This is a genomic window from Catonella sp. (assembly GCF_052173895.1).
Lineage (GTDB): Bacteria > Bacillota > Clostridia > Lachnospirales > Lachnospiraceae > Catonella.
Map to the genome: position 1 here is coordinate 1 of NZ_JBQMXS010000013.1, position 25,486 is coordinate 25,486.

At 36.2% G+C, this 25,486-nt stretch carries 19 protein-coding genes and 2 pseudogenes; 2 read left to right on the plus strand and 19 right to left on the minus strand.

What is annotated here, in order from left to right; genetic code table 11:
• Positions 1-55: 55 nt before the first annotated feature.
• The 10 genes and pseudogenes from gdhA to ACTTG8_RS04585 all read right to left on the minus strand — a co-directional run bounded on the left by gdhA (position 56) and on the right by ACTTG8_RS04585 (position 12,080).
• On the minus strand, positions 56-1,390 hold the full coding sequence (gene gdhA / locus ACTTG8_RS04540; RefSeq protein ID WP_442560939.1) for an NADP-specific glutamate dehydrogenase: 1,335 nt from the start codon (positions 1,388-1,390) through the stop codon (positions 56-58).
• Between the two features lie 208 nt (positions 1,391-1,598).
• On the minus strand, positions 1,599-1,943 hold the full coding sequence (locus ACTTG8_RS04545) for a type II toxin-antitoxin system HicB family antitoxin (RefSeq protein WP_442560940.1): 345 nt from the start codon (positions 1,941-1,943) through the stop codon (positions 1,599-1,601).
• A gap of 284 nt (positions 1,944-2,227) precedes the next feature.
• Complete coding sequence (locus ACTTG8_RS04550; protein WP_442560941.1) at positions 2,228-2,440, minus strand: hypothetical protein; 213 nt, start codon at positions 2,438-2,440, stop codon at positions 2,228-2,230.
• Positions 2,440-3,210: pseudogene (locus tag ACTTG8_RS04555) on the minus strand (ABC transporter ATP-binding protein); the annotation flags it as partial. The pseudogene ACTTG8_RS04555 and the gene ACTTG8_RS04550, both read right to left, overlap by 1 nt.
• Before the next feature lie 354 nt (positions 3,211-3,564).
• Positions 3,565-3,957 (minus strand): annotated as a pseudogene (locus tag ACTTG8_RS04560) (ATP-binding cassette domain-containing protein); the annotation flags it as partial.
• Complete coding sequence (locus ACTTG8_RS04565; RefSeq protein WP_442560942.1) at positions 3,947-4,951, minus strand: ABC transporter ATP-binding protein; 1,005 nt, start codon at positions 4,949-4,951, stop codon at positions 3,947-3,949. The gene ACTTG8_RS04565 and the pseudogene ACTTG8_RS04560, both read right to left, overlap by 11 nt.
• 9 nt (positions 4,952-4,960) lie before the next feature.
• Entirely contained in the window at positions 4,961-6,790 is a 1,830-nt protein-coding gene (locus ACTTG8_RS04570) for an ABC transporter permease subunit (RefSeq protein WP_442560943.1), read from the minus strand.
• 13 nt (positions 6,791-6,803) lie between these two features.
• Entirely contained in the window at positions 6,804-7,790 is a 987-nt protein-coding gene (locus tag ACTTG8_RS04575) for an ABC transporter permease (protein ID WP_442560944.1), read from the minus strand.
• Positions 7,791-8,076: 286 nt separating this feature from the next.
• Positions 8,077-9,993: an ABC transporter substrate-binding protein gene (locus ACTTG8_RS04580; RefSeq protein WP_442560945.1), complete on the minus strand. Its 1,917-nt coding sequence runs from the start codon at positions 9,991-9,993 to the stop codon at positions 8,077-8,079.
• 182 nt (positions 9,994-10,175) lie between these two features.
• Positions 10,176-12,080 carry an ABC transporter substrate-binding protein gene (locus tag ACTTG8_RS04585; RefSeq protein WP_442560946.1) on the minus strand — a complete coding sequence of 635 codons (1,905 nt, stop codon included), beginning with the start codon at positions 12,078-12,080 and terminating at the stop codon, positions 10,176-10,178.
• 286 nt (positions 12,081-12,366) lie between these two features.
• Here ACTTG8_RS04585 and ACTTG8_RS04590 point away from each other — a divergent pair, with 286 nt between their 5' ends.
• Positions 12,367-12,972 (plus strand): DUF1653 domain-containing protein, encoded by a 606-nt coding sequence (locus ACTTG8_RS04590; protein ID WP_442560947.1) that lies wholly within the window; start codon positions 12,367-12,369, stop codon positions 12,970-12,972.
• Positions 12,973-13,047: 75 nt separating this feature from the next.
• Here the strand turns inward: ACTTG8_RS04590 and clpB are convergent, their stop codons facing one another.
• From clpB to ACTTG8_RS04605, 3 genes are all read right to left on the minus strand, one after another.
• Entirely contained in the window at positions 13,048-15,648 is a 2,601-nt protein-coding gene (clpB, locus tag ACTTG8_RS04595) for an ATP-dependent chaperone ClpB (protein WP_442560948.1), read from the minus strand.
• Between the two features lie 9 nt (positions 15,649-15,657).
• The gene (locus ACTTG8_RS04600; protein WP_442560949.1) at positions 15,658-16,320 is read right to left on the minus strand and encodes a hypothetical protein; all 663 of its coding nucleotides are present in this window, start codon (positions 16,318-16,320) and stop codon (positions 15,658-15,660) included.
• 246 nt (positions 16,321-16,566) lie between these two features.
• Complete coding sequence (locus tag ACTTG8_RS04605; RefSeq protein ID WP_442560950.1) at positions 16,567-18,762, minus strand: 5'-nucleotidase C-terminal domain-containing protein; 2,196 nt, start codon at positions 18,760-18,762, stop codon at positions 16,567-16,569.
• A 274-nt stretch (positions 18,763-19,036) separates the two neighbouring features.
• Between ACTTG8_RS04605 and ACTTG8_RS04610 the strand changes: the two genes are divergently transcribed.
• Positions 19,037-20,212: a YibE/F family protein gene (locus ACTTG8_RS04610; RefSeq protein WP_442560951.1), complete on the plus strand. Its 1,176-nt coding sequence runs from the start codon at positions 19,037-19,039 to the stop codon at positions 20,210-20,212.
• A gap of 46 nt (positions 20,213-20,258) precedes the next feature.
• On the opposite strand, the gene ACTTG8_RS04615 is transcribed toward ACTTG8_RS04610, so the two are convergent.
• The 6 genes from ACTTG8_RS04615 to ACTTG8_RS04640 form a co-directional block, all read right to left on the minus strand.
• The gene (locus ACTTG8_RS04615; RefSeq protein WP_442560952.1) at positions 20,259-20,939 is read right to left on the minus strand and encodes a GntR family transcriptional regulator; all 681 of its coding nucleotides are present in this window, start codon (positions 20,937-20,939) and stop codon (positions 20,259-20,261) included.
• Between the two features lie 90 nt (positions 20,940-21,029).
• On the minus strand, positions 21,030-21,266 hold the full coding sequence (locus ACTTG8_RS04620; protein WP_442560953.1) for an acyl carrier protein: 237 nt from the start codon (positions 21,264-21,266) through the stop codon (positions 21,030-21,032).
• A 37-nt stretch (positions 21,267-21,303) separates the two neighbouring features.
• The gene (locus ACTTG8_RS04625; RefSeq protein WP_442560981.1) at positions 21,304-21,750 is read right to left on the minus strand and encodes a hypothetical protein; all 447 of its coding nucleotides are present in this window, start codon (positions 21,748-21,750) and stop codon (positions 21,304-21,306) included.
• Positions 21,737-22,213: a DUF3990 domain-containing protein gene (locus ACTTG8_RS04630; protein WP_442560954.1), complete on the minus strand. Its 477-nt coding sequence runs from the start codon at positions 22,211-22,213 to the stop codon at positions 21,737-21,739. Before ACTTG8_RS04630 ends, ACTTG8_RS04625 begins: the two co-directional genes overlap by 14 nt.
• A gap of 20 nt (positions 22,214-22,233) precedes the next feature.
• Positions 22,234-24,018 (minus strand): HAD-IIIC family phosphatase, encoded by a 1,785-nt coding sequence (locus ACTTG8_RS04635; protein ID WP_442560955.1) that lies wholly within the window; start codon positions 24,016-24,018, stop codon positions 22,234-22,236.
• Between the two features lie 68 nt (positions 24,019-24,086).
• A complete protein-coding gene (locus ACTTG8_RS04640) occupies positions 24,087-25,478 on the minus strand; it encodes a hypothetical protein (RefSeq protein WP_442560956.1) in 1,392 nt (463 codons plus the stop codon).
• Positions 25,479-25,486 lie beyond the last annotated feature (8 nt).

Consider the following 25,486-nt stretch of genomic DNA (forward strand, 5'->3'; position numbering starts at 1 on the left):
GCACCTGCCTCAGAAAAGTTTTTCTAAAACAAGTGCTTAAATTATTCAATCTAATTTACACCACTCCATGTGCCATCATAGCCTCACAAACCTTCATAAAGCCTGCGATATTAGCTCCTGCTACATAGTCGCCGTCCTTACCATACTTCTTAGCTGCCTTATCAAGATTATGGAAGATGTTTATCATAATTCCCTTTAACTTGGCATCTACCTCTTCAAAACTCCAGCTAAGACGTTCTGAGTTCTGGCTCATTTCAAGGGCTGAAGTTGCAACTCCACCTGCGTTAGCTGCTTTTCCCGGAAGGAAATATACTCCGTTCTTCTGAAGATATTCTGTTGCCTCTAAAGTTGTAGGCATATTAGCTCCTTCACATACTGCAAAACAGCCATTTGCTACAAGTGCTTTAGCATCTTCAAGGTCAAGTTCATTCTGGGTTGCACAAGGAAGAGCTATATCACATTTCACGCTCCATACTCCCTTACCCTCGTGATACTCGGCATTTGGCCTAGCCTTAACATACTCTGTAAGCCTTGCTCGTTTAACTTCCTTTACATCCTGAAGTACAGCTACATCTATTCCGTCCGGATCATATACCCAGCCTGTGGAATCACAAGCTGTAACAGGCTTAGCACCAAGTTCTATGGCTTTTTGTATAGCATAGATAGCCACATTACCTGAGCCTGATACCACAACTCTCTTACCTTCAAGGCTCTTGCCGTTTGACCTAAGCATTTCATCAGTAATATATACAAGTCCATAACCTGTCGCTTCTTTTCTTGCAAGAGAACCGCCATAACTAAGTCCCTTACCTGTAAGCACTCCTTCATAAAGTCCTGTTATACGCTTATACTGACCATACATATAGCCAATTTCCCTTGCTCCTACACCTATATCACCAGCCGGCACATCTTCATCTTTACCAATATACTTGTAAAGCTCTGTAATAAAGCTCTTGCAGAAAGCCATAATCTCTCTGTCACTCTTTCCCTTAGGATCAAAGTCAGAACCACCCTTACCTCCTCCTATTGGAAGACCGGTAAGTGAGTTCTTAAAACATTGCTCAAAACCCAAAAACTTGATTATACTTTGATTTACAGAAGGATGAAATCTAAGTCCTCCCTTGTATGGTCCTATAGCATTATTAAACTGTACTCTGTATCCTCTATTTACCTGAGCCTGTCCCTTATCATCCACCCAAGGAACTCTGAAAGTTATTATTCTGTCAGGCTCTGTCATTCTCTCTAAAATTGCATCTCTTCTATATTTATCTTCTTCACTCTCTATAACAGGTCTGAGAGACTCAAGCACCTCTGTAACAGCCTGTATGAATTCAGGCTCATGAGCATTCTTTTCTTTAACTTTTACTAATATCTCGTCAACATATGACATAATATTTCTCCCTTCTGATAAGAAATTTTAATCTTGAATAACAAGAAAAAATCCTAAAACCCAATTATTCACACCATAGGTCACAGACCTCTTATTCCGCATAATACAGTAGAATAATTTGGGCTAAAATCTGTTTACAGTATAAATGTATGAAGTTTTCCTGTCAACAGTTATTTGTATCTTTGTATACAATTATACAGCATACCAGCTATAATGCCAACTTATACAATACCAACTGATTAAGACTAACTCCTTCTTTTTCTGCTTCAATAGAGAGCCTCTGATGCAATGATTTTGGCAATCTCACATTAAATTTTCCACTATATTTTTCTGTTTTCTCAGGTATCGGTATCTCCAGACCATTCTCAAGCTTAACTTCTATATAACCCTCCATAGCTTCTTTAAGTCCTTCGTATAATTCCTCGAGTGTATCTCCTGTACTTTGGCAACCATCAAATTCCAATATTCTACCATAAAAATAATGTCCACTTTCATCGTTGATTTCCTGTACTAATCTGGTATATGGCAGTTTCATATAATCATTTACATTCATTACACTATTCTCCTATTCTATTTAAAATATCTACAACATAAGCTTTCTTTAATGGACTTTCCTGCTTTATTGTTGTTAAATCACCTGTCTCTTCATTTTTTCAATTATTTTTTCTACTGTTGGCAATAAATCACTTCCCTTCTTATTTTTATAGTACTATATATGGTACTATAAGTCAATAATTTGCTTTATGCTATAGTTGATATTAAGTTGTCTATCTTATTTCTCTACTATATAAACAAAAAACCCGCCTCACCATTACAGTAAGACGAGCTTTTCTAATTTTATAGTGTCAATACAAACATAATAATTCCGATTATAAGAAACACCGGACCAAAAACCAGAAGTGCAGCGATTATCATTGCCAGTATGTCTTTAACTTCAAGCCTATCAGTTCTCGCAAATTCTCTAAGCTCTTCTTCAGTTTCCTTTCCCTTTTCATCACCAAGATACCTAAGAGTATCATAACTTCGTTCTAGTTTTTTCTGAAAAAACATTATTTTTTCTCTCCATATAAACCAAGTTTATGATGGCAGGCAACTCTATGCCCCGGTGCAACCTCCTCAAATACAGGTGTTACATGCTTACAAATCTCTGTGCAGTAACGGCATCTGGTATGGAACTTACAACCCTTTGGAGGGTTAATAGGACTTGGAATATCTCCCTCTATAAGTATAGTTTCTTTCTTGTCCTTGTCTACATCTGTAGTAGGAATTGCAGAAAGCAGAGCCTCTGTATAAGGATGGCTTGGATGTGCATAGAGTTCTTCTGTGTCAGCCTCCTCTACCATACTTCCAAGGTACATTACACCAACCCTGTCACTTATATACTTAATTACACTAAGGTCATGTGAAATGAAAAGGTAAGTAAGATTACTCTTTTCCTTCAAATCAATTAAGAGATTAATAACCTGAGACTGAATAGACACGTCAAGTGCCGAAACCGCCTCATCACATACCACAAACTTAGGACGAAGTGCAAGCGAACGAGCAATACCTATACGCTGGCGCTGTCCACCTGAAAACTGATGTGGATAGCGATGTATAAAATATGGAGCAAGTCCACATTCTTCCATAATTTTTAGGATATACTCCTGCATTTTCTCATCATTTTCAGTAAAAATATTGTGTGCAAGAAGACCCTCACCAATAATCTGACCAACTGTCATTCTTGGATTAAGTGAAGAATAAGGATCTTGGAAAATAAGCTGTAAATCTCTTCTAAGTCCTCTTATTTCATTTTCTTTTAACTTAGCAAGATTTATTCCTCCATCCCTAAAAGCCTCATGCCTTTCAAAATCCGGATTAGAACTGATTTCCTTCCTCTTATCATCTAAGATTTTACGAAGTTTTATAAGTTCCTGCTCCTGTCCTGTCCTTACTTCACGAAGTTTATCTATCTTATTACGAAGACCCTCTCTTGGCTTTTTATCATACTGCTTTTGATATAAATCTTCCTTTTCCTTAGAGTCAAAAATTGCTGCTGCATGAGTATGTTCTTTAACAAGCAAGTCTGAAACCTCTGAAAGATCATCAAGTACAAAAAAGCCTCCTACAAGCTCAACTATGTCAAGATAAGCCTCTTTAGTTTTTCTGACTGCCTCATTATACTTCTCTAAAGTTTCAAACTTCTCTTCATCAGAGGTTGCAGCCTCTTTTGCTTTATAAGCATCCTCTTCCTCTGTCACAAGCCTTTCCCAAGTTTTTTTAAGTGAAGGTATTTTTTTGAGAGTTTCAGCTACATAAGCAGGTGCAAGGTCATCAATATTTCTTCCATAGTACATAGTACGACCTGCTGTCTGTTTGTAAAGCTGTAATAATACACGCCCAAGGGTAGACTTACCACAGCCTGACTCTCCAACAAGACCATAAGTCTCGCCTTCCCTTATGTCTATGGAAATACCGTCATTCGCCTTTACATAACGCTGTTTTTCTCCAAATCCTTTTTTTATAGGGAAATACTGTTTCAAATCTTCTATATGAAGTAACACATTCTTTTCATTATTATTTTCCATTATTTCTCGCCCCCTTTTCAGGATAGAAACACCTTACCTGATGCCCTGCCTCTACTTCCGCAAGTTCAGGCTGCTCATTTAAGCATTTCTCCGTACAATATTTACAGCGAGGGGCAAACTTACAGCCCTTTGGAAGATCAAGAGGATGAGGCACTGCACCCGGTATAGCCTCAAGTCTTACACCTGAAGGAGTATCGAGCCTCGGTATAGAATTCATAAGCCCTTCTGTGTAAGGATGACTATAATCATCTTGACCAAAAATTGTCCTTGCAGGTGCCATTTCCACAACCTGACCACAATACATAACAGCTACATCATCAGCCATCTCATTTATTACTCCAAGATCATGTGTAATAAAGAGAATAGATGTACCACGCTCATTTTTAAGCTCATTCATAAGTTTAAGTATCTGAGCCTGGATAGTAACATCAAGTGCTGTAGTAGGCTCATCAGCAATTAAGAGCTTAGGCTGGCAAGCAAGAGCCATAGCTATCATAACTCTCTGCCTCATTCCACCTGAAAGCTGATGCGGATACTGTTTTGCCACAGCCTCAGGATTAGGAATTTTAACTGCGCTGAGCATCTCCACAACCTTTGCATTAGCCTCAATTTTACTCATTCCCTGATGAATGATGAAAGGTTCTGCAACCTGTCTTTCTATTGTAAATATAGGATTTAAGCTGGTCATCGGCTCCTGAAAAATAACTGAAATATCATTTCCCCTTATCTTTGACATATCTTTTATAGATACTCCTGCCAAATCCTTGCCATCAAATATAATCTTACCACCGGCAATCTTACCATTGCCATCAAGGAGCTTAAGGATACTCATTGCAGAAACACTCTTACCACTTCCACTCTCTCCTACTACTCCCAAGGTCTTACCCGCCTCAACATGGTAGGTAACACCGTTTACAGCCTTAACTATACCCTTCTTGGTAGTGAAGAAGGTTTTTAAGTCCTGTAATTCAAGTAAATACTTGTTTTCTTCCACCTTTCTTACCTACCTTTCATTAGACTTAGGATCAATAGCATCTCTTAAACCATCACCTACAAGGTTAATACAAATACAGCATACACCGAGTAAGATTGATGGAAATACCCATCTCCACCAAAAGCTCTTAATAACTACTGAGTTAATACAGCCATTAAGCATATTTCCCCAAGTAGGTCTTGGAAGTGCAACACCAAATCCCAAGAAGGAAAGTGAAGACTCTGTAAGCATACAGGTTGCAAAGTCAAGAGTAGCTGTAACTATAATAACTGAAATTACATTTGGAATTATATGCTTAAATACTATTGTAAGTTCCTTAATACCCATTGCTCTTGCAGCTGTAACAAACTCCTGTTCTCTCTCTGCAAGTACCTGTGCCCTTACAAGCCTTGCAAGACCTGTCCAAGAAAGCACACCTAGAATAACCATTATCATAAATATTCTGGCACCTTCTGGTAACTTACCTCCCACTATGGAAGAAAGAATCATAGCAAACGGAAGGAACGGAATAGATGATACCATTTCTGTAAGTCTCTGAAGTAGAATATCTACTGTTCCTCCAAAGAAACCTGATACACCACCAATAATAACACCTATAAATACGGATATTACAACTGAAACCGCACCCATGGTCATAGTCATCCTACCACCATTTACAATACGATTAAGCAAATCTCTTCCAAGCTCATCTGTACCAAGGAGATATCCTTTAAGTCCAAAAGTAGTTACTTTACCATCTTTTGTTATAGCATAATTCTGATATGCACCTGAGAATACCTTTTTAACTCCCTTTATCGAAGGTACACTTGCCTGACCAAAATTATTTTTGCCCCAAGCAATTACTGAACCATCTTCTAAAACTGCTGTATAATGATAGCGACCACCCTGAATAGAAACTACCTTTGACTTAGTTTCAGGTATCTTATCCTCATTATTCTTTAAGTTACCCCAAACCACTACGGAACCATCATTTTTAAGTGCCGCTGCTGTGAATCCTGATGTTGCTATATCTTTGACACTACCGTCCTTTAATCCTTCCGGAATCTTAGATACAGAAGAATCATTAGAGCCCATATACACTACATCGCCAGCCTTTGTAAGTGCTATAAGGGCATCTGAGGTAAATGCAAGTTTTGTAATTTCTCCCTGATACTTACGCCTTATCTTAGCATCATTTAAAGAAGTATTACCAAAGAGATAGGCATTTCCATTGTCCATAACTACACCGGTAATCTGATAACCGGCTATAAGCTGAACTATTTTACCACCGTCAAATTTAATGTCGGGATTAATATCAATCTGCTTAAGTCTCTTATTTCCCCAGGCAATTAATTCATTCTGATCTGTAAGTGCAACTACATGGTCAATTCCTGCTGCCACCTTAACAAACTTCTTACCCTTTATCCCCTTTGGAAGATCCTTAAGGTTAATAGTAGGAAGTACCTGTGTCTTGCCCCAGATGTAAAGCCCACCGGTCTTACTTACTCCTACAGAGAAACTTGATCCGATAGCTATGTCTTCTACCTTACCCTGTAGCCCCTTTGGGATATCCATCATATCAAGTCCGGGTGCAAGGTTAATCTGTGTACTCTCCTCATAAGAAAGATCCTGTACAAAGAATATAGGACCAATAATTACAAATAAAAATATACAGACAAAAACAATTAGACCTGTCATAGACAGCTTATTAGAAATAAAGTTTTTAATAACTGTCCGTCCAGGTGACTGCATCTGCTCTTCCTTAAATATATCTATATCTTTCTCTTCTATACCATTTCTTGGCATAAACAGCCTCGCAAGAAGGGAGGCGTGTTTTTTCTTATTATTTTTTTCTGACATCTTCTCCTCCTTACTATTTAGCTATTCTTACACGAGGGTCAACTATACCGTAACTAAGGTCAATGATTAAGTTTCCTACAAGGGAAACTACTATATAAAACATCTGAACACCCATTGCAAGATTATAATCAAGTCCGTTAAGAGCCTTAAGGTAAATCTTTCCCATACCGTTTAAGGCAAATATTGACTCAGTAATAATTGAGCCTGAGAATATAGCAATAAACCAACTTATAATAAGGGTAATTATAGGAAGAAGGGCATTTCTCCAAGCATGAGAATATATAACAACTCTTTCAGTAAGTCCCTTTGCTCTTGCTGTTCTGATGTAATCCATACGAAGTGAATCTATCATAGCAGCCCTTACATACCTTGTCATTCCGCCAAGAGATGCAAGTGTAAGAACCATAGTAGGTAAAACCATGTATTTTACCCTATCCAAAAACAGCACCATAGCACTGCCTGAAATATTTGGCGTATTCATACCCGAAACAGGGAACCATCTAAGCTGCACTGCAAAAAAGTAAATAATAATAAGCGCAAATATAAATACCGGCAGACTGTACCCGACAATGGTTAGGACTTGCACCGCCGTATCAAATTTTGAAAACTTCTTGACCGCACAATATATACCTAGCGGTATAGTTATTCCCAGAGCAAAAAATGTTACCATCAAATTCAGAAAAATCGTATTCTTCATAGGCTCTGCTATAACCTTTGTAACCGGTTTTTTATATATTATCGAATCACCAAACTTCAATGTAACTACCGACTTTATCCATTTTCCATACCTTACCGGAGCCGGATCATCAAGTCCCATCTGCTGTCTCATATTTTGATAAATCTTTTCAAACTGTTCCGGTTTAAGCTTATCTCTCTGACTAGCCACCTGCATCATAGCCGGATCTCCCGGAATGGCATTGTACAAGGCAAAAATTAAAACTGACATGGTAAAAAATACAAAAACCATGTACAGCAAACGCTTTGTAATATACTTTAGCATACTCCCTACCTGCTTTCATTGTAATAAATTTGCCAATTATTTATGTATATTAACTATAAAGACTTGCATTATTATTCAAAATATTTCATAAATAATTGTAATATATTTCTGCCCACTGCATATAGGACGGACTCCATCCTCAGTGCAGTAAACAGAAGACTGCATTCTAGTATACAATAATACACACTTTTTTTCAAGTATAATAATAGGAAATAAGTCCGAGAAAGCAATGTCCTCGGACTTAAATTCCTTCTATATGCTGATAATTTGTTTCAAATCATCATTTTTACTGCTGAATCCAACAATAGTTAATCTGTGATGTTATATCCCAGATTGCATCCTTTATTCCTTCATAACCTTTTAACTTGCTGTTAAAGAAGTCATGATACTGATTTGAATAAAGAGGAAGATCAGGAAGAAGTTCATTCCATCTCTGCTGGAAAGCTACGAATCTGTTAAGATACTCTTCTGAATCTGAAGGATCTACAAGATTAAGATTCTTAGCAAGTTTTGCAAGTTCTTTGTCTGAAATTCTATTGTGGTTCTGAGGATTTCCGATAGCAAATGCAAACTCAGGATTATAAACTGAAGTGAAACCTGTTCCCATATTGTACATATTGAAGTCATTCTTCTTCTGCTGTTCATAATTCTGTATAAGTTCATTGAAAGTAACTGTACTCTGCTTAATCTCCATACCGGTTTTCTTCACATCATCACTATTAGCAAGCTTTGTAGCAAGGAGAGCTGATACAGGGCTGCTATCTGATGAACACCAGTTAATTGTAAGAGGCATAAGTTTACCATCATCGAGTTTCTTGTAACGGAGTCCGCTCTTATATGGCTTACCGTCTTTATCAAGTGTAAATCCTGCCTTTTCAAGTTCTGCAATTGCATTATCTACTGAGAAACTGTACTGGTTAAGAGCACCAATCTCATCTTCTCTTTCCTCAACCATCCACTGAGCTAAACCATAGTAACCATTAACTACACTACCATGTCCACCTGTAAATGTCTTTGCAAACTCATTTCTATCAAGAAGATAAGCTATTGCATGACGAACCTCTGTAAACTGTGTAGGTCCTCTGTCGCATACAAATACAAGTTGACCATAACCGTTACGAGGATATGATACATAGCCATGTGTTCCCTTTTCTACAAGATCCATACCTGAGTTAATCTCATCCGCTCCACCCATGTGAAGAAGAATATCTGCACCACCTGTTGCAAGCTCATCCATCTGAGTCTCAGGCTGTACATATTTATAGATAACTGTATCAATATAAGGCTTCTGTCCTTCATAATTGCCCTTGTAGTTAGGATTCTTTACAAGTGTATATGTGTTTGAAGTCTCATCATATTTTTCTCTCATATAAGGACCTGAAAAAGCATCCATATTAAAACGGAAATCATCAGCCTTCTTCTGAAGTTCCTTAACCTTCATTTCCTTACTAAAATAAGCACCCTTACCATCATCCTTTATATCATAACCATCAGGCAACCAGCCCTTCATGAAAGCAGGTGAAAAACCTGCCATCGCATCCTGATAGTAGTTTGGAAGTTTTTCTTTAGCTATTGTTATAGAAAATTCATAATCTCCTAAAAGTCTTACTCCCTTAAATACCTTATCCTTACCTTCATTATATGCTGTAAAGCCGTCAAGATCGGAACCTGCTGTATTATCTGTTGCTCCCATATTTGCAATTACAGGTGAAGAGAAATAAAGTATACGGAATACATAGTCCTTAGCTGTAATAGGCTCTCCATTACTCCACTTCATATCTTCCTGAAGTTTAAATGTGGTAGTTACTGTTCCATCACTGTTTTTAACATCATTCTTTTCTTTAACTGCCTGTGGATTAACTACATACTTACCATTCTTATCAATTTCAATTGTGCTGCAACCTGTTGTAAGCTGATATACAGCATAGTCTGATCCATTATTTGTCCAATATGGATAAATATCACCATTTGACTGTGTGCCATCACCAATTATAAGCTGTCCTCCATCAACCGGTGTACCCTCTGCACTAGCTGTACTTGATGCACTTGATGATGCACTGGCTGTACTCGATGATGTAGTTGATGCACTTGAACCTGTACTTGATGCACTGCCCTCAGTTGAGGCGGAGCCATCTCCACAAGCTGTAAGTGAAACAGCCATCACACCTGCAAGAAACAAGCTTAAAATTCTTTTCTTTTTCATTTTGTATCCTCCTCTTCTTAATCTCTTCATCATACAAAAATGATAGTGACTATTATATGTCAGCATAAAGACAATTGTCAAGCCTATGCGTACACTATCACTTTTTTTCATATCTACTATTCCAAAATATAAAAATGGTTAGACTCAATTTAGAATCTAACCATTTATACTTATAATATTTTTTATTCCTGAATCCAGCAATATGTAAGCTGTGAAGTTATATCCCAGATTGCATCCTTTATTCCTTCATAACCTTTTAACTTGCTGTTAAAGAAGTCATGATACTGATTTGAATAAAGAGGAAGGTCAGGAAGAAGCTCATTCCATCTCTTTTGGAAAGCTACAAACCTATCAAGATACTCTTCTTCATTTTCAGGATCTACAAGGTTAAGCTCTTTTGCAAGTTTTGCAAGTTCTTCATCTGAAATTCTATTATAATTCTGTGGATTTCCAATTTCAAACGGCTGCTGCGGCTCATAAATCACATTAAAGCCTACTCCCATACTGTACATATTGTAGTCATTCTTCTTACGCTGTTCATAGTTCTCAATAAGCTCATTAAAGGTAACCATGCTCTGCTTAATCTCCATACCTGCCCTCTTTACATCCTCACTATTTACAAGTTTAGTAGCAAGAAGGTCTGATACAGGGTTGTTCTCAGATGAACACAAATTAATTGTAAGCGGCATAAGCTTACCATCTTCAAGTTTCTTATAACGAAGTCCGCTCTTATATGGCTTTCCATCCTTATCTACTGTAAATCCGGCCTTTTCAAGCTCTTCAACAGCCTTTTCTACGGAGAAGTTATACTGATTGAGTTTTCCAATATCATCTTCTCTTTCCTCTACCATCCACTGAGCTATACCATAATAACCGTTAACCACACTTCCATGTCCACCTGTTAACGTCTTTGCAAATTCATTTCTGTCAAGAAGATAAGCTATAGCATGGCGAACTTCTGCATACTGTGTAGGCCCTCTATCGCAAACAAGTACCAGCTTTCCATATCCGTTACGAGCATAGTCTACATAGCTATGTGTACCCTTATCCACAAGATCCATACCTGAGTTAATATCATCTGCCTCACCCATCTTTACAAGGATATCTACACCGCCTGTAGCAAGCTCATCCATCTTTGTTTCACTCTGAACAAACTTATAAATAATAGTATCAATATGTGGCTTAACACCTTCATAATTACCCTTATAGTTAGGATTCTTCACAAGTGTATATGTATTTGAAGTCTCATCATACTTTTCTTTCATATATGGGCCTGAGAAAGCAGTCATATTAAAACGATATTCATCAGCCTGTTTCTTAATCTCTTTAGCCTTTAACTCTTTAGTAAAGTAAGCACCCTCTCCGTCATCCTTTATATCATAGCCTTCAGGAAGCCATCCCTTCATATAGCCTGCTCCTGCTGCTGAAAGTGCGTCCTGATAATAGTTTGGAAGATAGTCCTTATTTATTGTAACTGAAAACTCATAATCTCCTAAAAGCCTTACACCCTTAAATACCTTAGACTTTCCTGAATTATAATCAGCAAAACCTACGAATTTTAAACCTTCAGAATTATCAGTAGCTCCCATTTCTAAAAGTACAGGATGTGAGAAATAAAGTATACGGAATACATAGTCCTTAGCAGTGATAGGCTCACCATTGCTCCACTTCAGATCTTCCTGAAGTTTAAATGTAGTTGTAACTGAGCCGTCATCATTTTTTGTATCGGTCTTTTCTTTAACAGCCTGTGGATCCACTACAAACTTACCATGTCTGTTTACTACTATGGTATCATAACCTGATGTGAGTTTGTACACACTGTTATCAGATACATTATTCGTCCAATATGGATAAATATCACCATTTGACTGTGTACCATCACCAATTATAAGCTGTCCTCCATCAACCGGTGTACCCTCTGCACTAGCTGATGTACTTCCTGAAGCAACACTTGCTGTACTTGATGTAGACGAATTTGCAGCACTTGATGAGGTTCCTTCTGTTGAAACCGAATTACCTCCACAGGCTGTAAGCGTAATCGCCATAAATCCTGCAAGAAGAGCACTTAAAAGCTGTTTCTTTTTCATTTTGTTTGATTTCCTCCTTTTTAACTCACATTTGTTCGTTCACTCTTTTACAAATTAATTGGATCTTATCTTTTAATAACAACGGTCACTATTATATGCCAGTGCAGAGATAACTGTCAAGCCTAACCAGACCTTTAGCCTATATATTTTAGTAATTACCTGTTATATGTTTTGCCACTAAGTAGTTAAAATGGTACAAACCACATAACTACTAAACCTTCTCCACTAGACAGTAAGCAGCACACTATGATACAATCTAGCTAATTATTTGTAAGGAGAATTATGAATGGAAAATATTGAAAGACAGATGCCTAAACCTTTTGAAATATATAGACATTTTAAAGGGAATTTATATCAAATATTAAGCATAGCCACACATAGCGAAACAAGAGAAATATTAGTAGTATATCAGGCTCTTTATGGCGATTTTGGCATATACGCAAGGCCTCTTAGTATGTTCCTTAGCGATGTGGATAAGACCAAATATCCAGACTCAAAAGAAAGATATAGATTTACTAAAGTAAAATTAGTAGAAAAAACTGCTGTTTCAGAAAGTCCCAAGCATACCACCCTCCCCGAAACGCTACAATGCTCCAAAAAGACTGAAGATTTAAATTCTTCAATTTCAATAAAAACCCTTATTTTTAACGAAGACGAACAGTTAAAAAAAGCTCAAGCACTTTTTATGGAATTTCTTGATGAAGATGATTTTTCAAAAAAACGAAATATACTAAAAGCAATTTCAGGGATAGCAACTGAGTCAATGATTAATAATATGGCTGCCTCTCTTGACCTTGTAGCTAATGAGCCATCTCAAGACGGTAATATAAAAATGATAGATGATTATATCCGAGCCAGAATACATTTTGACGGAGTAAGACTTAGAAGTTAAGTATAAAAGAGCTGTTAATCTCACAAATATAATGAGTAACAGCTCTTTCGTATTTAAGAAGAAATTAACTCAACCCTATTCCGTAACTGTAAGCCTCCCTCCTGCCTCATCCACCTTGAGAGTACTTCCCGCTGCTATATCTTTCTTTATTATTTCTCTTGCAATCAGGGTTTCAACCTCAGACTGAATAAGTCTCTTAAGAGGTCTTGCTCCATAGTTAGGGTCATATCCTTTTTCTATTATGTAGTTCTTAGCTGATTCTGTAATTTCAAGCAAAAGATTTTTACCTGAAAGCCTATACCTTAAGTCAGCCAACATAAGGTCAACTATCTTTCCTATATTTTCCTTCTGTAAAGGCTTGTAAAATACTATCTCATCAAGCCTATTAAGAAACTCCGGTCTGAAACTCGCCTTCAAAAGCTCATTCACACTATCTATGGCTTCTTTAGCAATCTCTCCATCATCCTTAATTCCCTCCAGTATATGCATCGAACCGAGATTTGAAGTAAGGATGATTATAGTATTCTTAAAGTCAACAGTACGTCCCTGAGAATCTGTAACCCGTCCATCATCAAGTACCTGTAACAGCACATTAAACACATCAGGGTGAGCCTTTTCTATTTCATCAAAAAGCACTACTGAATAAGGTTTTCTCCTAACAGCCTCTGTAAGCTGTCCACCCTCCTCATAACCTACATATCCCGGAGGCGCTCCTATCAGCCTGCTCACTGAATATTTCTCCATGTACTCACTCATATCTATTCTTACAAGATTTTTCTCATCATCAAAGAGTGACTGTGCAAGAGCCTTAGCAAGCTCAGTCTTACCCACACCCGTAGGACCAAGGAAGAGGAAAGAACCTACCGGCTTATCAGGATCTTTTATACCTGCTCTAGAACGAAGTATTGCCTCAGATACCTTGGTTACCGCCTCATCCTGTCCTACAACCCTTTCATGGAGTATTCCTTCCATATTAAGAAGTTTCTCCCTCTCTCCCTGCATAAGACGAGTTATAGGGATACCTGTCCATCTTCCTACTATTCTTGAGATTTCCTCCTCACTAACATGGTCTCTTAATAAGCTATTAGAAACCTTATCTGCATTTTCCTCTGCAAGTTTTTCTTCTTTTTCAAGTGCAGCCTTAAGGTCAGGAAGCCTTCCATATTTAAGCTCTGCCGCCTTATTTAAGTCATACTCCCTTTCAGCCTTTTCTATAAGAGCATTTACCTCTCCTATCTCCTCACGAAGTCTCTGTACCTTGCCTATGCTTTCTTTCTCATTTTCCCATCTTGCCTTCATTTCATTAAAGTTTTCACGAAGGTCAGCCAGTTCCTTTCTAATATCTTCAAGATGAGCCTGACTTAATTTATCTTCTTCTTTCTTAAGAGCTGCCTCTTCTATTTCAAGCTGCATTATCTTTCTTGCTATATCATCCATTTCAGCCGGCATAGAGTCCATCTCCGTCCTGATAAGCGCACAAGCCTCATCTACAAGGTCAATAGCCTTATCAGGAAGAAATCTGTCTGAAATATATCTATGCGAAAGCGTAGCTGCAGCTATGAGAGCCGCATCCTGAATTTTAACACCATGGAAGACCTCGTACCTCTCCTTAAGTCCTCTAAGTATAGATATTGTATCAGCCACCGTAGGCTCATCCACAAGTACAGGCTGAAATCTTCTCTCAAGAGCCGCATCCTTTTCAATGTATTCCCTGTATTCATCGAGGGTAGTCGCACCTATACAATGAAGTTCACCCCTTGCAAGCATAGGTTTTAAGAGGTTTCCTGCATCCATAGCACCATCGCTCTTTCCTGCTCCGACTATGGTATGAAGTTCGTCAATGAAGAGAATGATTTCACCCTCAGACTTCTTTATCTCATTAAGTACAGCTTTAAGCCTTTCTTCAAATTCACCTCTATACTTTGCACCTGCTACCAATGCTCCCAAATCAAGCGAAAATATCTTCCTGTCTTTAAGTCCCTGCGGTACATCGCCTTTTACAATTCTAAGTGCCAAGCCCTCTGCTATTGCAGTCTTACCTACACCCGGCTCACCTATAAGTACAGGATTGTTTTTCCTTTTTCTTGAAAGAATCTGAATTACATTCCTAATTTCATCATCCCTGCCTATTACCGGGTCAAGTTTATTATTTCTTGCAAGTTCCACTAAGTCCTGACCATATTTTTCAAGTACATTGTAGGTATCTTCAGGATTCTGACCGGTCACTCTCTGATTGCCCCTCACCTCCATAAGTACCCTCATAAAATCTTTTTCAGTCAAATTAAATGTTTCAAACAGTTCTTTAAGCTTTCTCTCAGGTTTTTTAATAAGGCCTAACATAAGATGTTCTACGGATATGTACTCATCTTTCATCTTAATCGCTAAGTTTTCAGCCTCATTAAGAGCCATATTGGTTTCATTTGAAATGTAAACCTCTCCATTTATATCCCCCGTTACCTTAGGAAGACCGTCAATTATATGTTTTGTTTCTGCTACAAGATTTGGAAGAGATTTACCCATCTTAGTGATAAGTCCACCTATAAGCCCCGACTCCTGCGTAAGCAACGCATATAAAATATGCGATTCCTCTATGTAAGGGTTGCTGTTTACTCCGGCAAGATTCTTCGCCTCTTCCAGAGTTTCTACTGATTTTGCTGTAAGTTTTGAAGTATTCATATTGCCTCCTTATGCTACATACACACCACTTTCAAGATAATTCCTGTAAGAAGTATGAATCATGTTTTCTATTAATTCTTCATCGTGGAGATGCTCAAAATAAAATTTAATACATTTATCAAGCACCTTAATATATTCTCCTATGGCTGATGCAATCTCATTTTCGCTAAGCTCATTGTTCTCGGATACTCTTAAAAATCCCCTGACATACTTTGCATTTTCAAATTCTGCCGGTGTTCCTTCTTTATGAACCTTGCTCAAATACTCATCTTCCATATGCATCCATCTCGTAAAAAACTCTTCTACTGCCTCTATAAAGTTTCGACTGCTTGTTCTAAACGAAACCTTAAGCCTACCTACTATGTCTTTAGGCTCTCTAAACAGCTCAATCGTATAATTTACCACTGGACGGTACTTATACCTAACCTGACTTCTTAAGGCAAACATGGAGTCCGATGACCTGTCAAGTATCTGATAACAGCTCTCTGAAAGCATATTTTCAAGCTGTGCAAATATGCCCCTCATCCTCATCTCCGGGGTAACAAAATTTACACTTTCTGCAAGTATCTGGTTAATAAGATTGGAACGGTTGGTATTTCTCTCATAAGCCAGCCTGTCTATCGCCTCAACCACATCGTCCATAAGTACCAGACTGTATACACTCTTTTTCAAATAATCATCTCCTGTCTAAGATATAAGGTTGTCATTTATTTATCATTTCATTTCTTATATCTGAGTGAAATAATATCATCATTAAAATAATTTGTCAAGTGTTTTATATAAATTAATTTTCAAATTATTATTTTGTGTTATTTTTTATAGACTTATTATTACAATAAATGTAAAAAAACGGAGCAACCTAAGCTACTCCGCTAAAATATGTTTTTTATAAATCACAAAACTAACTATTACTAAATTTTATTTGGATATATCTTTAATATAATCAACCTTCTTAGGTGTGATTGTTTTAGCTTTCTCTATTGCAGCCACAAGTACGTCTCTGATTGGAATAGTCATACTTACATTGGTAGCACCGCTGAAATCATAACCATCACCTTTACCGAATACAAAGTCATTAGTTACAACTCTGTAAGTCTTTTCATCCTCAAGAGGAGTACCATCTGAAAGTGTAATCTTGGTTATCTTACTTCCATAAGGCTTAGTTCCGTCATACTCAACTATAAGCCCACTGAAAGCACCATCTGTTGTGCTTGGCATATCAATACCATGGTCAATAGCCTTCTTTATGTCCTTACCTTTTAAGTCCATAGATGTAAGGTAGTTATCAAATGGCATAATCTCATATAAATCACCCATTGTAATCTTACCTTTTTCCATAGTACGTCTTAAACCACCACCATTCTGGATAGCAATCTGAGCCTTAGCTTCCTCTGCCATAACCTCACAAGCCCATCTTCCAAGAAGAGTCACAGTTCCTTTATCACCTCTGTTATGTGTAAATGCCTCTGTAGCCTCACCCAATACTTTATTCTTCTCGTCTGCTATCTCAGCCTGAAGTTTGTTATAGAAATCATCAGCCTCTGCACTCTTAATTATCTTATCCTTTATGGTATTTGCATCATAAAGTTTTGTTGCAATATCTTTTACCTTGTAGGTAGTCTTTTTAACAATCTTGTATTTAGACTTCTTAACAGCTTTCTTTTTATCAGCCTTTGTCTTAACTTTTACCTTTACCTTTTTAGAAGTAACCTTCTTATCTACATCTAAAGTTACATGTCCAACTGCACGACCATAGCAATAAGCCTGAAGAATAGGCACATTGTTTACCTTACCAATTACACTTCTATGCGAATGTGCAGAAAGTACCAAATCAAGTCCCTTTACTTCGTTTGCAAGCTTAGTTGCATTACCTGTAATTTCCTTTGTTTCAAAATCCTGATCTGAATCAATATGGGTAAGAGCTATCACTACGTCAGCTTTTCCTTCTTTAGCCTTACCGTCTTTAAGATATTTTACCCATTCATTTGCAGCTACTACAGGATCTCTGAACTCAAAGTTCTCTACATACTCAGTCTTAGAAAGAGACGGAGTATCAGGATGTGCAAGTCCGATTATACCAATATTAATACCTGCTTTTTTAACTATCATATATGGTTTAGCCCATTTTACAGGTTTATTGGTCTTTTTTTCATAAATGTTGGATGCAAGATATTTAAAGTTTCCATCCTTTGCCCAGCCCTCAATTTTCTCATAGCCCCAATCAAATTCATGGTTTCCTACTGCAGAGGCTACCATATTCATACCCTTCATCATTGCAGTTACAGGCTTACCAAAAGTAAGGTTAGAATCAGCTGTTCCCTGATAACTGTCTCCACCTGAAAGCACTATTGTATTTGGATGGGTCGCCTTAAATTCATTTACATAACCTACCATCTTAGCCATACCCATATTACGCTTTTTGCCTGTTACTTCCTCGGTAATATTACCATGGAAGTCGTTAAAATAAAGAATATGTACATCTTCTTTATCCTTTACAGCCGCTTTAACTCCAAGTGTAGCCAGCTTATCCTCTGAAAGAATACCACTCTTTACAAGATACTCACCAAATTTTGTCTTAGTTCCATCACCAAGCTCAGCATTTAAGCTGTTTAAGATAATTTTTGCTGCCTCAGCCTTTGTAACAGTATAATCAATATAATCACTCTCATCCACAAGTCCCTGCTTTACAGCAAGATTATCTGTATCAGTATAGGCATCTTTATAGTTCAATGCTCTTAATACCATTTCTAAGAGTTTTCTCTTTGTTATTTCTTCTTTTTCGTAGAATTTGTCAGCTTTCTGAACAAATCCCAAATCACAAGCTAGACCAAGATATCCCTTATACTCACCGGATGCATCAGCAAAAGGATTGAGTTTAGTATAATCCTCTTTGGTATTTACATCCTCTTTATAGCCAAGAGCATTTAATACCATAACTACGGCATCTCCTTTTGTAAGCTTGCCATTTTCTGTGGTTTTTACAGCATCTGTAAATAACTTTGCCTCTCTAAGCTTTATCTCCTGCTTAGATGCATTTGCAGCCCATACAGAAGCTGTGCCCGTACAGACTAAAGCTCCTGCAAGTGCAAGTGATAGGACTTTTTTCATTCTCATAGTAAACCCTCCTAATAAATATATTTTAAATATGACTAAACCCTAATTATTCCAAATAATTTGATTATTTACGAATAATTTCATTTAAATTTTACTTGATTATCATATTTTTTTCAATACACATATGTCTTAATTTAGTTACTTTTTATTGATTTTATTGTTTATTTTGTAAATAATATATACTTTATACAAAAAATATTATCTGCTACTTGAGTTTATTTATATGTTCTGTTATCGTATAAGTTAATCAAAAAAACTAATAAAGGATTTATATATGAATAAATTTTATACCTTTGCCCTATCCTTGATTTTTATTACCTTTACCCTCTTTTCCTTTACAAATTTAATAACTTATGCAGATGAACTTTCCTCTGATAAGGACATAAGAAATTATTATAGTCAGGCTATGGAAGATACAGATTACATCATTTTCAAGGTAAAAGTTCTTGATATAGAATATGATGATACCAACGAAAAAAGAAATGTTTCTTTAGAGGCTGATATAAGATACCAGCATCTTAAAGTGGAAATACTTGATGGAAACCATAAGGGAGAAACCCTTACCATAAGACATACTATTGAAAGAATAATGCCCGGATATTATATTTTCAAAGCAGGTGACACGCTTTTAGTACGTGCAACAGAAGATGATGGCAAAATAGAAACCGTAAAAATACAGGAAAAAGTAAGGGATACTCAAGTTTATCTGATTGTAGGTCTATTCGTAGCCCTGCTCTTAATTATCGGTGGGTTAAATGGGCTTAAAACCCTTATTTCACTTGTTATAGCTGTAACAATGATATTTTTTGGTTACATTCCTCTTATAATAAGAGGTGTAAATCCTATCCTAGCTTCACTTGGCATCTCCATACCTGTAGTTATAATAACTCTTATTATTATAAGTGGAAAGAATATCAAAACTATTGTAGCTATAATCGGCACCTCGCTCGGAGTAATAATTTCAGGCATTTTAGCCTTTGTGTTTGGAAATTTTGCACATCTTACAGGGCTTGCAGATGACAGTTCCATAAGCCTTGCTTATATACCACACTTTAGAAACCTAGATTATAAGGGAATACTTTTTGGAACTATTCTTATAGGTGCAATAGGAGCAATTATGGATGTTGCCATATCCATAGCCTCTGCACTTTACGAGATAAATTACCTTGATAAAAATATAAGTAAAAAAAATATGATAATTTCAGGCATGAATATAGGTAAAGACATGATGGGCTCTATGTCAAATACTCTAATCCTTGCGTATGTAGGTACTACCTTACATTTGATTATTTTATTTATAGTTTACAAAATTAGATTTGTGGAAATAATCAATCTGGATTCTATTGCCACAGAGATAATTAGAGCCATGGCAGGTAGCATAGGTCTTATTATAACTATCCCTGTAACTGTAGTTATAGGTACTGCCGTATATAAGAAAAAGAAAGCTTAATAAAAAGAAATAGTGAAAAAATATTTAATTTCTTCACTGCCTCTTTTTATTCTTTATTTTCTTTCTCTGCAAGATGCATTCTATTTATTGATTCCATTATATGGTCATGTGCATATTCTTCTGCAGCATCTACATTTTTATTTCTTATGGCATCTACTATTCTCTTATGCTCTAAAATTGAATGCTCAGCTCTTTTTTCTTCAGAAAGATTTACCTTCCTTACTTTTTGGGCATAATGATGATAGTCAACTAAAAGCCTTGATAAAATACGGCTACCACAGGCATGGTATAAAAGTTTATGAAACTTATTATCAAGTTCCACCACTTGGTCAAAATGCCCTTTTTTAGCATGAAACTCCGCTAAAAATACAGACTCTTCCATCTCTTCCAGCTGTTCCTCAGTAATATGCTCACAAGCCCAAGCAGCACAAAGCCCCTCAAGATATGACCTTATCATAAAAATATCATTCACATCTTTATCGGAAATTCCTGTTACATACGCTCCCTTATTAGGGATAATAGTAACCAGTCCCTCAAGTTCAAGCTGTCTAAGAGCCTCCCTCACAGGAGTCCTGCTTACACCTAACTCTTTACCTATAACTACTTCCTTAAGTTCTTCCATTTCCTTGTACTTGCCTAAGAGAATGTCCTCTCTTAACTTTCCAAATACTCTACCCCTTAAAGAATAATTATCTGCAAGTTCATATGAATTGTCTATATTATCCATTCTTAACTCTAAAGCCTCCATGCACTACAATCACACTAAAATCTAACACTTGTATCATTGTATACAATGTAGCTTTTTCTGTCAATACTTTTATATCCTGCTAAGGATTATGTCAACCATTTCACCCACATTCTTCATTTTATTTACTTCACCGATGTTAAATTTGATGCCAAACTCATTCTCCACAGCTACTATGAGGTTGATATGCTCAAGACTATCCCAGTCTTCAATATCATCAGCTGTCGTTGCATCATTTACAGTTATTTCCTCATCAAATACATCACTAAACACCTCATTGAGCTTCTCAAAAACTTCTTCTCTTGTCATCTTCTGTTCCTCCATTTTATAAGATTATAATTTTATATTACTCTAAAATTTTTCCTTCTTTATAGCACATTGCAATATACTCCCTTGATTGATAAAAGAAATCCGAGTTATAATTCGATATTGTTTTGTCAATCCACGAAAAATAAACTTCCAATAGACAAGCTATAATATCTTTCCCTGAATACTCAGAAATATCTTCAATAAGGCGTTCATATACTGCACCTATAACCCAGTAATCAGGTATAGCGTACCTGCATTCTTCTACATTGTCGAATTCTCCATTTGGAATTTCACACCGTATTATAAAATCATCTGCAACTTTTTCTATAAGCTCACAGTGGAAAACATCTGCGTAATTATAAATTCTTTTTATTTTCTCTTCACCTAGGTATTGAACTACATCCGAGCGTTTGAGCTTCTGCCTTCTTCCTATAAATTCAATTAAACTACAGGTAAAAAACAGGTCATTATCATTCTTCAAAATTTACCTCTCTTCCCCTTACAAACTTCAATGTTGTAAGAGCCCTTGCTGTATGAAAACTTATCTGATGGGTTGGTCTGCTAAATTTAGCTAAAGCCCAAAACGCTTCTCTGCTTATTTTTTTATCTGCAAAATCCTGAACATAATTAAATATTGTATCATTTGCCATAGGTCCTTCAACAATATCAAAATTGTGCGGTTTGCCTAATCTGCATTCTACAATAAAATCCAACCACTCTTCTGTCATTTCAGAGAACTTTTTAATATTTAAATCTTTATTAGGTATATACTCATACTCACTTAAAAATCCTTTTCCCTCAAATCTTGTTGCCCATCTTATGGCTTGTTTTTTTATATTAGTGCAGTAAAAGCCAAAATAAAAATCTTTATTATATTTTTGTAATCTTATCTCAGGAAATTCGACTATTTCTTTGCTTCCATGATATAAAAGCTCTTTATTTTCCATTTTTCTCCCCGATGTAGCTCTTAATATTCCTCCACCTTTATTACTTTATTTTTATTTTCATAATTATCCATTATATCAAATTCCCACTCAGTATTTCCAGTCTCATCCTCAGAAACTTTGGTAAATCCTTGTAAAGCATAGAACTCCCTTACCATATTGTTCTTAGCAGTTGGATAATAGTAGCCTCTTATCTTATTTATACCTCTCTCCTTACACCTTTTTACAAGTTCATCCATCATAGCAAATTCCATATCTCTTTTCAGTACACGGCAACTCATAAGCCACAAATCTATATGGCAAACATTTTCAAGAATATGCCCGATAACCACTGATACAAGACCGTTATCACCAAACTTATCCACCAGTTTTCCATAAAGAGGAATGTACTCTTTATTTTCCATAACTTCCTCAATCTCAGTCTGAGTATAACGCTTTGTTGTCAGATTGAACTGATTACTCTTGTTGGAAAGTTGTGAAATTCTTGCTGTATAAATAGGCTCAAAACCTTTTATTGTGCCAATCATTTCAAGAGATAGTAAATAGTCCTCATAATTCTCAAATGAGGCCTGAAGTTTAGCTCTCTGCACATTTTCCTTATACATTTCATTACGGCTCAAATCATCCTTTGAAAGGTTGGTAACCTCAAAGAAACCTGAGCGGTCTATAACTTGAATATAATTATGAGCTTCTCCTATTTCAGGAGCTTTGACTCCAGTCAAGTTACCCGCTACTATCGCCCTTTCAGCAGGATTGTCGTCTACAAATACAAGACTCTCAGGAAGTAAGGTTAGGCTTTCTGCTATCTGTGCAAAGTTTCTATCCTTCGGATTCCAGTTAGCCTTAATCTCTATAAAATCATCAGGTTTAAGAACTCCATCGGGATGATTAAGCCCTGCTATCGCATTCTCTTCTTCATTTTTAGATGCAATATTTAATACCAAGCCTAAGTCTTTATGCTCTTTAATATACTTTTGAAACTCCGTATACACCTGTCCGCCCGACTCTTCAGGACCTATCTCAAGGTTATCAACACCATCATCTCCAACTATTCCGCCCCAAAGCGTATTATCGAGGTCAAGCACAAAGCCCTTTTTATTCTTACCAAGCAATGATTTAATTATATTTGCAACATTGTAAGAAAGATATGGTATGGCAGATACATTCAAAGCGTATTTGTACATATACCAGTAAAATGGCTCTTGCCACTTCCTTAAGCCATAATCTGCCGAAATATAATTAATATCACAGATGTAAAAATTGTTATGTTCTCTTGCATATTTATAAAACTCTTCATTAAGCCTGTTAATGAAATTAATCTTACCATGAATATCACTTGCCTCCTTATTCCCCATAAGGCGATAAAGCGGCATTTCAAAATTGTTTTGAATAATAGGACAATGGTACTTCTCTTCCAGCTTAGTCCACATCAATATAAACTTCTGCATTTCATTTTTGATAAGCTCATCTACCGTCTCGGGAAAGTCCGTTACCTTTGGATATTCCGTAATATTTCTATTAGTTGTATGAATATAAATTATCTTTGGTGCAAATTCCTCAAGTTCTTCATTAGGGAATACCGCATCTTGATAATAGCGGTTATATTCCGATTCATAAAATGATGGCTTAATGCCATAATCAAGCAGAAAAAGTTCCATAACCAGTTTAATATCGTTGGTTGTTGAACCTCCCAGTATTGCTACTCTAGTATCTGTAAAACTAATTCCTGAGCCAAGCAATTCCTTCTTAATTTTCTTTTTCTTTGACAAGATATAATTCTCGTCAAACGGGTATTCAAGTGCTTTCATGTTAATTACCTTTCTCTTAAACTTTATGTTATATATCATTTTTCTACTTAATATGTATTTATAAAATATTAAACGCAATCACTCAGACCACTGTATGCTCTCTCGTCTGTAACCTTACGATTACACCACATTATTATTATACAGGTGTAAAACATAACTAAATTATAAACCATGTACCTCGTCATGCACATAATTACCAGCGATGTAGACGAAACCACTCCCACAATGGATAACAGCGTAATTAACGAACAAGTAATCACCGATTTATTTCTTCTATTAATAAACAGTCCTACTGCAAAAACAACTGTAATAATACAGGTAAATATCCTCATAATTAAACTCTGAGGTGCATATGCAACCGTTCTTATATAACCTTGAATGCATAGTGACACATACCCCTCAAGCCATCTTCCTATATGCTCCCTTATTACAATTCTACCTATTTTTTTCGCCACATTATCACGATAAATGTTTTTTTCTATCTCATCTGTAATATTAAGTTCAATATACTTCTCTTGCATTGCACTTTCAAATGCATTAAATTTAATAAAATCATGGGCTTGCTCTATATGCAAACCTCTATCTATCAGATTTAAGTTTGGCTTTGCATTATAACATAGTCCATTACTCACCATTTCTTCATAAGTCTTTTCAAAAATTTTACGCAAATTTTCATCTTCAAACTTATCCGTATCTGATTTATCTGCTGTATACATTATATTAGATAAAGAAGTAACAGCTCCATAAGTGTGCATCATCATCCTGCCTTGGCTTACCAAAAAATATACATTTTCAAAGGCAAATATAAATACAAATACAAAAATTCCACTCGCAACAACCATTAGAGTCTGTTTTACTTTTTCACTGCCTGTAATAGATATATATAGCCCTACAATTATAACTGCTATAATAGTCGACATAAGCCCTGCTCTTATAAGTGACATAACACCTGCATAGCCCATAGCCATGAATAAGTTTTTAAAATCTTTATCACATCCTGCCAAAATCAACGATTTAAGGTACAATAAATAAATACTATATGCTATTCCCTCTGTAAGTATGGCAAGCGGCATAGTAACTAGCGGTGAGTCCAACTTGATAATAATATATAAAGGAAGTGCCATAAAATAATAAACATATAACAAAAAATATACACTTACTGTATAAAACCCTTTTATATTGAACCTCTTTGTAATATTTTTACAAAAAGAAAATACAGCATATACTGCCAGCAAAATTTGTAATATTACTGCTATTTTCGGATAAAATCCCTCTCCAAAAATCTTTCTTAAAGTTGCCAAAAATAAAGGATATAAAGGCTCCCTAATAAGATTCATCGCCATATAACCATACGAATCAGGTGTATAGCATATACCATAAATTATAAAAAGCGAAATAAAGGTAAGTAAAAATACTATAACAGCAAAAATATGTATATATTTTTCTTTTCTATTTTCCAACGATGCTC

Bases quoted from the DNA above. Each gene is read 5' to 3' on its own strand.
- gdhA (WP_442560939.1), bottom strand. From the start codon at position 1,390: ATGTCATATGTTGACGAGATATTAGTAAAAGTTAAAGAAAAGAATGCT.
- ACTTG8_RS04545 (WP_442560940.1), bottom strand. From the start codon at position 1,943: ATGAATGTAAATGATTATATGAAACTGCCATATACCAGATTAGTACAG.
- ACTTG8_RS04550 (WP_442560941.1), bottom strand. From the start codon at position 2,440: ATGTTTTTTCAGAAAAAACTAGAACGAAGTTATGATACTCTTAGGTAT.
- ACTTG8_RS04570 (WP_442560943.1), bottom strand. From the start codon at position 6,790: ATGTCAGAAAAAAATAATAAGAAAAAACACGCCTCCCTTCTTGCGAGG.
- ACTTG8_RS04575 (WP_442560944.1), bottom strand. From the start codon at position 7,790: ATGCTAAAGTATATTACAAAGCGTTTGCTGTACATGGTTTTTGTATTT.
- ACTTG8_RS04580 (WP_442560945.1), bottom strand. From the start codon at position 9,993: ATGAAAAAGAAAAGAATTTTAAGCTTGTTTCTTGCAGGTGTGATGGCT.
- ACTTG8_RS04585 (WP_442560946.1), bottom strand. From the start codon at position 12,080: ATGAAAAAGAAACAGCTTTTAAGTGCTCTTCTTGCAGGATTTATGGCG.
- ACTTG8_RS04590 (WP_442560947.1), top strand. From the start codon at position 12,367: ATGGAAAATATTGAAAGACAGATGCCTAAACCTTTTGAAATATATAGA.
- clpB (WP_442560948.1), bottom strand. From the start codon at position 15,648: ATGAATACTTCAAAACTTACAGCAAAATCAGTAGAAACTCTGGAAGAG.
- ACTTG8_RS04605 (WP_442560950.1), bottom strand. From the start codon at position 18,762: ATGAGAATGAAAAAAGTCCTATCACTTGCACTTGCAGGAGCTTTAGTC.
- ACTTG8_RS04610 (WP_442560951.1), top strand. From the start codon at position 19,037: ATGAATAAATTTTATACCTTTGCCCTATCCTTGATTTTTATTACCTTT.
- ACTTG8_RS04615 (WP_442560952.1), bottom strand. From the start codon at position 20,939: ATGGATAATATAGACAATTCATATGAACTTGCAGATAATTATTCTTTA.
- ACTTG8_RS04620 (WP_442560953.1), bottom strand. From the start codon at position 21,266: ATGACAAGAGAAGAAGTTTTTGAGAAGCTCAATGAGGTGTTTAGTGAT.
- ACTTG8_RS04630 (WP_442560954.1), bottom strand. From the start codon at position 22,213: ATGGAAAATAAAGAGCTTTTATATCATGGAAGCAAAGAAATAGTCGAA.
- ACTTG8_RS04635 (WP_442560955.1), bottom strand. From the start codon at position 24,018: ATGAAAGCACTTGAATACCCGTTTGACGAGAATTATATCTTGTCAAAG.